The following is a 2,630-nucleotide window of genomic DNA, read 5'->3' as shown; positions in this document are numbered from 1 at the left end:
GCCCGCAGCCGAAGGTGAGGGTTGATAAGCCACCCCGAAAGCCTCCCACCCACGCGACCAGCACACCCACCGAACTTACGAAAAGATCAGTAGGGGCATCAGTTGCTTGACCTCGTAGAGGTTTCCGCTGGTCAACGAGACGCGAGGTGCCGTGTGACCGCTTGCCCGGGCGTGGCTGTCGCCCAAGTCCGGGCAAGCGGTCACGGACAAAGCGTGCACGCCGCTCGCCGACCGCGTGCTCTTCGACACGGATCGGGCGGGCAACCTCACGATTCGGCATGCCCGATACGCACAAAGGACGATCCGGCAGCGCAGAGCCAGCGCTTACGGCTTCGATCTCCGGCGCACCAACTCCTTCAACCGGTCCCGCTCTCGAGCAGTCAGAATCAATGCAACCTTTAGCCGCTCCAGCCGAACCATGAATAGACAGTTTTCCGAACTGTCGCGCGCTCAGCCCGGCGAATGGGGCTATCTAGGACAGCTCCGACCCCGTGATCACACCAGCCACGCCAAGATCATCTCATCCGTAACAAGCCGTTACGAGACAATCCTTACGACCTTGTGCATCACAAGGATTTGGGCACGCCAGCGAAGCCGGTTATCAAGAGCCGATCGCGTGACCAGCACGGATGCGCCCATCCAGAAGAGTCAATCCGTTTCGTGCACGAGGTCGTTAGCTAGCCGTGATTAACTTGACATTGAATCTTTCAAGGGCGTAATTGACAGGCAGGTAGTACACATCAGACCCGCAGTGACTTGCTATATCACACTCGACACCCTTGCTGATTGCATGCATCACTCCAACGGCTGCCACGCTGGATTCGGAGATTGGCTGAATCACGGGCCCTCCGCTATCCCCGCCGCCCGCCGCAATGGAAGCGTAGTCAGCTAGTACGATGTCGGGATTGCCGGGAAATCCCAGATTAACCACCTTCATCTTCTGTCCATGTGCCATATGGTCGGCGAATGGTGTTTTTGTCTCGACCTGGTTAATCTGGACCATGCAGTGCTCACCTGTGAACGATCCGTCGGTGCACACCCAAGCGCCGACGTACGTGCCAGAAGATTTAGCAATCTTGCTATTACTTGAAGCAGGGGCATCCACTGGACCGCGATAAACTCGAGCCTCGGTCTGATTGAAAGTTCCAATCACTGCGACGTCAAGATCCTTCGCCTCATTAATGAAGCCGCCTGCGTAGAACCCGCGAACGTTTACATCATGTCCGATTTCATAGCTTCCAAGTGCGGCAATGCAGTGTTCCGCAGATAGCATTGCGCCTTTCATCTCTTTCGGATATTCGTAGCCGTTCTCGATCGGGGGTACGGTGACGGGGAAAGCCCATGTGCACGGGCCTTGATATCTAGCCCCTCCCCACCATGGCGGAGTATCGTGGGTTCGATCCGCGATTCGCCTCACAGGATTTCCTGCAACGAAGCTGATGGGAATTCTTGATTTTGTCGCCGCTGACGCCTTTTTTACGACATCATCACCCCCGGAGATCTTTGCAATAATTCCGCTAGCGTCAGGTCTCGGCCCCACGCTCTCCGGGGTGATTCCGAACTCAGAAAGGGACTTGTAAACCGCATTTACCTCCGCAGATATTTCCGATATCGTGTAATCTGCCGACTTTACGGAAATGTTCGCAGATCGATTTTCTCGTATAATCTCTTGAACTTTTCCAGGAACCGCCCCCTTCCAGTAGACCGTAGCGGAGCGATTTTCCAGGGACACTTCCGCCGACCCGTATCCGGAGCCCTCCCCCATGGAGTTGGATGCGGTCACTATTCGATCAAGGCTAGCGACTATTCTTTCCTGTTCGGTAAAGAGTTCATTCCAGCTAGAGAATCCATATGGGGGGGATCCTGGGACTTTGTATCTAGAATGAGAATCTGACTTGTCATCCCAGTCGGCCGCGAATGCTGGCGAAGCTGCAATGCTTGCGAGCCCCAGAATGACTACCCCGACCGCATTTCGTAATTTGATCATCATCACCGGCTCTCAACGTGATTTCCTACCTGGCTGCACTTTCTTGCCGGACGCTTCCTCGTGGGAGAGTAATAGCTACTCGCTTGTCGCTTTACCTACAGGCTTTTAGGTCACTAACACGTCCGTTTGATCTGGTGTCTGGCTCGCCGGTTTGGGCGAGGATCCGAGCCTGGAAGGCCGCGAGGGCGACGGTGGCCTCGTCTTACGAGTTGGCGCGTGATGGCGGTTTAGTCGTGTCTGCCCGGTCGTGGTCTGCATTCAGACGGTGGCTGTGCGGTCGGAGACGATGCCGGCGATGGCCCGGTAGGTGTCGGGCAGTCGGTCGCGGCGGTACGTCCAGCGCATAAGTTGTTTCCAGCGTTTGTGGTCGGCCAGGGCATGCTCGACAGTGATCCGGTCGGAGGAATACTCGTGCCGGCCGTGCGTTCCCACTGCTCGACTCTGTCGGTCAGCGCTCCGGGCCGGGGCTTCGTGGGCGGGGTGGCGCCCCTGGCAAGGGTAGTCGTGGCTCAGGTGCAGGTAGCCGTCGTCGAGCAGGACTTCGACCATGGGCCCTGACCCCGGATTTTGGACACCGGAGAGACTTGGGCCTTGATGGTCCAGGAGAACGGAGTCCCTGTGGGGATGAAGCACTACCCCGCCG

At 57.1% G+C, this 2,630-nt stretch carries 2 protein-coding genes; both read right to left on the bottom strand.

The genetic code is table 11. The annotated features are described in order from the left end of the window. Window positions 1–673 precede the first annotated feature (673 nt). Window positions 674–1,993, bottom strand: a complete 1,320-nt coding sequence (locus ACZ4NT_RS39075; RefSeq protein WP_467730177.1) for a chymotrypsin family serine protease — start codon at window positions 1,991–1,993, stop codon at window positions 674–676. Window positions 1,994–2,245: 252 nt separating this feature from the next. Then, window positions 2,246–2,419 carry a hypothetical protein gene (locus tag ACZ4NT_RS39070; RefSeq protein ID WP_467730175.1) on the bottom strand — a complete coding sequence of 58 codons (174 nt, stop codon included), beginning with the start codon at window positions 2,417–2,419 and terminating at the stop codon, window positions 2,246–2,248. Between the last annotated feature and the right edge of the window lie 211 nt (window positions 2,420–2,630).

This window comes from Streptomyces sp. NPDC026417 (assembly GCF_055567695.1).
Note: the sequence above shows the minus strand (reverse complement) of the source record. Positions and strands in the feature narration are given on the sequence as shown.